The organism is Streptomyces boncukensis (genome assembly GCF_011045075.1).
Classification (GTDB): domain Bacteria; phylum Actinomycetota; class Actinomycetes; order Streptomycetales; family Streptomycetaceae; genus Streptomyces; species Streptomyces boncukensis.
In genome coordinates this window covers 1-3940 of the sequence record NZ_JAAKZZ010000609.1, presented here as the reverse complement: position 1 = coordinate 3940, position 3940 = coordinate 1, and the positions used below count along the sequence as shown (strand labels likewise).

Below are 3940 nucleotides of genomic sequence, written 5' to 3'. Positions count from 1 at the left end.
CCCCGCCTCTCCCCGGGGGACCGCCCGCGCGGCCCCTCCGGAGAGAGGCGGAGCACGGTTCGGCAGGCGCCGCCCGGTGTGGCATCATGGTCGGCTGTACTCGCCGGCCGGACAGGACCCCTCTCTCCTTCGGCCGACGCGTCCATCGGACCGCCGGGCACCACCACCCCACGTGGCGCTCCGCCGTGTCCACCCACGTCAAGACCAGGAGACACCACACCCGTGGCAGTCAAGATCAAGCTGAAGCGTCTGGGCAAGATCCGTTCGCCTCACTACCGCATCATCGTGGCCGACTCCCGCACCCGTCGCGACGGCCGCGCCATCGAGGAGATCGGTCTGTACCACCCGGTGCAGAACCCCTCGCGCATCGAGGTCGACTCGGAGCGCGTGCAGTACTGGCTGAGTGTCGGCGCGCAGCCGACCGAGCCGGTCGAGGCCATCCTCAAGGTCACCGGCGACTGGCAGAAGTTCAAGGGCCTGCCGGCTCCCGCTCCGATGAAGGTCGCCGAGCCGAAGGCTGACAAGAGGGCGCTCTTCGAGGCCGCCGCCAAGGACTCCGGCGGCGAGCCGAAGGGTGAGGCGATCACCCAGAAGACGAAGAAGGCCGACAAGGCCGACAAGAAAGCGGACGCCGCGGCGTCCAACTCCGAGTCGACCGAGGCGTGAGGATGCTCGAGGAGGCCCTCGAGCACCTGGTGAAGGGCATTGTCGACCACCCCGGCGAGGTGCAGATCGCGTCCCGCAATCTGCGCCGCGGGCGCGTGCTGGAGGTCCGGGTGCACCCCGACGACCTCGGCAAGGTGATCGGGCGCAACGGCCGTACGGCACGCGCGCTCCGCACCGTCGTGGGTGCCCTGGGCGGGCGGGGAGTCCGCGTCGACCTCGTCGACGTGGACCAGGTCCGCTGAATCGCAGCATGCGGCACCGGCAACGGGCCGGGGACGGCGGAACCGCCGTCCCCGGCCCGTTGTCGCGCGGACGGATGAAGTGAACGGGAGAGGACAGTGCAGCTAGTCGTCGCGCGGATCGGCCGCGCCCACGGCATCAAGGGCGAGGTCACGGTCGAGGTCCGGACGGACGAGCCCGAGCTGCGGCTCGGACCCGGTGCCCGCCTCGCCACCGACCCGTCCTCCGCGGGGCCGCTCACCGTCGCCGAGGGGCGGGTGCACAGCGGCCGGCTGCTGCTGCGCTTCGAGGGCGTGCGCGACCGCACAGCGGCGGAGGCCCTGCGCAACACCCTGCTGATCGCCGAGGTGGATCCCGAGGAGCGCCCCGAGGACCCCGAGGAGTTCTACGACCACCAGCTCGCCGACCTCGATGTGGTGACCCGCGAGGGCGCCGCCGTGGGCCGTGTGGAGGAGGTCGCCCACCCGCCGGGCCAGGACCTGCTCGTGGTGCGCCGCGAGGACGGCGGCGAGCTGCTGGTGCCCTTCGTGCACGAGATCGTGCCGGAGGTCGATCTGGCGGAGCAGCGGATCGTCATCGACCCGCCGCCCGGCCTGCTCGGCGAGGACGAGTCGCTGTGAGGGTCGACATCGTCACGATCTTCCCGGAGTACCTGGAGCCGCTGAACGTCTCGCTCGTCGGCAAGGCCCGCGCACGCGGCGACCTGGACGTGCGGGTGCACGATCTGCGCGCCTGGACGCACGACCGGCACCACACCGTCGACGACACCCCCTACGGCGGCGGCCCCGGCATGGTGATGAAGCCCGAGCCCTGGGGCGAGGCCCTGGACGCCGTCCTCGCGGCCGGCGGGCCCTCCGGGGGCGCCGACGGGCCGGGGCGGGGCGACGGGGCCCGCCAGGGCGGCTCTGAAGGCTCTGAGGGGCCCTGTGAGCCCGTCCTCGTCGTCCCCACGCCCAGCGGGAGGCCGTTCACCCAGGAGCTCGCCGTGGAGCTCTCGGGCAAGCCCTGGCTGGTCTTCACGCCCGCCCGGTACGAGGGGATCGACCGCCGCGTCATCGAGGAGTACGCCACCCGCGCCGACGTCCGCGAGGTCTCCATCGGCGACTACGTACTGGCCGGGGGAGAGGCTCCGGTGCTGGTGATGGTGGAGGCCGTCGCGCGGCTGCTGCCCGGCGTGCTGGGCAACGCCGAGTCGCACCGCGACGACTCCTTCGCGCCGGGCGCCATGGCCCGGCTGCTGGAGGGGCCCGTCTACACCAAGCCGCCCGAGTGGCGCGGGCGGGGCATCCCGGAGGTCCTGGTGAGCGGCCACCACGGGCGGATCGCCCGCTGGCGCCGCGACCAGGCCCTCGCCCGCACCGCGGCGAACCGGCCCGACCTCGTCGAGCAGTGCGCCCCGGAGGAGCTGGACCAGCACGACCGCGCGACGCTGGAGGAGCTGGGCTGGCGGCAGGGCACGGACGGTCGATTTTGGCCGTCCGGGCAGGCCGTGGAAGAATAGGCCGCTGCCTCACGTCCGGCGCGCGACCCTGCCACAGGGGGACCGACGCCCGCACGGAGCGGTGGCTCCCGAATCAGCATCACGATCATTCCGCTGATGACCTGTGGCATCAGCGAGGAAAGCAGACGGTCATGTCTCACCTTCTCGACAGCGTCGACGCCGCCTCCCTGCGCAGCGATGTCCCGGCCTTCCGCCCGGGCGACACCGTCAACGTGCACGTGCGCGTCATCGAGGGCAACCGCTCCCGCGTGCAGCAGTTCAAGGGCGTCTGCATCCGCCGCCAGGGCGCGGGCGTGCGCGAGACCTTCACGGTCCGCAAGGTCAGCTTCAGCGTCGGCGTCGAGCGCACCTTCCCGGTGCACACCCCGATCGTCGAGAAGATCGAGGTCGTGACCCGCGGCGACGTCCGCCGCGCCAAGCTGTACTACCTGCGTGACCTGCGCGGCAAGGCCGCCAAGATCAAGGAGAAGCGCGAGAGCTGATCCCCCGGCCCGGTGTTCGCCCCGCCGGTTAGGCTGCGGCCCGATGGACACCGACGGCACGGACGCACGGCACGACGAACCGGAGCGCGACCGCTCCTCCGCCTCCGACGGGGGCGGGAGGCTGCGGTCGCGCTCCTTTCGTCTGGCCGCCTGCGCCCTGGGCGTGGTCCTGGTCACCCTGCTGACCAGTGCGTTCGCGGTCCAGCCGTTCCTCGTACCGAGCTCCTCGATGGAGCCCGCACTGCGCGTCGGCGACCGGGTGCTGGTGAACAAACTGGCGTACCGGTTCGGCAACCATCCCGAGCGCGGAGACGTTGTCGTCTTCGACGGCACCGGTTCGTTCGTGGAAGAGACGGGCTCCGGGGGCAACCCGTTGACCTCCCTGCTGCGCAAGGCCGGGGCTACGGTGGGTCTGACCAAGCCCGCCGAGTCGGACTACGTGAAGCGTGTGATCGCAGTCGGCGGCGACCGGGTCCGCTGCTGCGACAGGCGCGGGAGGATCGAGGTGAACGGTGCACCGGTCGACGAGCCGTATCTGCACTCCGGGGACGCCGCCTCCGACGTTCCCTTCGACATCCGGGTGCCGCGCGGGCGGCTGTGGGTGATGGGGGACCACCGCTCCCGGTCGAGCGACTCGCGTGACCACCTCGGCGACCCGGGCGGCGGGTCCGTCCCCGTGGACCGCGTGATCGGGCGGGCCGCCTGGGTCGGCTGGCCCCCGGCGCGCCTCGGCTCCGTCGGGCGGGCCGGCGGCGGCCATGGCTGACCGCCGGGACCGACAGCCCGGCCGCCGCGGCGGACCGCCGCCGGGGGAGCAGCAGGGCCCCCCGGGGGGACTGCCCCGCCAGGAGGGGCCGCCGGGCCAGGAGGGGCCGCCGCAGCAGCCGTACGGCAGACCGGGCCCGCCGCCTCCCCGCCCCCGTCCGTACGACTACGGGGCGCCGGGCGAGTACGACGGCGGATACGACCACGACGCCGGGTACGCGCCCGGAGCGTACCCGGCTCCGCCGCCCGTGCCCGGCCCGGCGCCCCCCGCGTCCCCGTACGCGGC

At 73.3% G+C, this 3940-nt stretch carries 6 protein-coding genes; all 6 read left to right on the top strand.

Annotation, left to right across the window (positions count from 1 at the left end; genetic code table 11):
• Positions 1–222: 222 nt before the first annotated feature.
• On the top strand, positions 223–666 hold the full coding sequence (gene rpsP, locus G5C65_RS32935; protein WP_165302735.1) for a 30S ribosomal protein S16: 444 nt from the start codon (positions 223–225) through the stop codon (positions 664–666).
• 2 nt (positions 667–668) lie between these two features.
• Positions 669–908 carry an RNA-binding protein gene (locus tag G5C65_RS32930; protein ID WP_165302734.1) on the top strand — a complete coding sequence of 80 codons (240 nt, stop codon included), beginning with the start codon at positions 669–671 and terminating at the stop codon, positions 906–908.
• Positions 909–1004: 96 nt separating this feature from the next.
• Positions 1005–1526, top strand: coding sequence for a ribosome maturation factor RimM (rimM, locus tag G5C65_RS32925; protein WP_165302733.1), 522 nt, complete (start codon positions 1005–1007; stop codon positions 1524–1526).
• On the top strand, positions 1523–2407 hold the full coding sequence (gene trmD, locus G5C65_RS32920) for a tRNA (guanosine(37)-N1)-methyltransferase TrmD (RefSeq protein ID WP_165302732.1): 885 nt from the start codon (positions 1523–1525) through the stop codon (positions 2405–2407). Before rimM ends, trmD begins: the two co-directional genes overlap by 4 nt.
• Before the next feature lie 131 nt (positions 2408–2538).
• Positions 2539–2889, top strand: a complete 351-nt coding sequence (rplS, locus tag G5C65_RS32915) for a 50S ribosomal protein L19 (RefSeq protein ID WP_165302731.1) — start codon at positions 2539–2541, stop codon at positions 2887–2889.
• 43 nt (positions 2890–2932) lie between these two features.
• Positions 2933–3655 carry a signal peptidase I gene (lepB, locus tag G5C65_RS32910; RefSeq protein ID WP_165302730.1) on the top strand — a complete coding sequence of 241 codons (723 nt, stop codon included), beginning with the start codon at positions 2933–2935 and terminating at the stop codon, positions 3653–3655.
• Positions 3656–3940: the final 285 nt, after the last annotated feature.

What these genes read in the sequence shown, in the direction of transcription:
- G5C65_RS32930 (WP_165302734.1), top strand. Translation starts at nt 669, where the DNA reads ATGCTCGAGGAGGCCCTCGAGCACCTGGTGAAGGGCATTGTCGACCAC.
- rplS (WP_165302731.1), top strand. Translation starts at nt 2,539, where the DNA reads ATGTCTCACCTTCTCGACAGCGTCGACGCCGCCTCCCTGCGCAGCGAT.
- lepB (WP_165302730.1), top strand. Translation starts at nt 2,933, where the DNA reads ATGGACACCGACGGCACGGACGCACGGCACGACGAACCGGAGCGCGAC.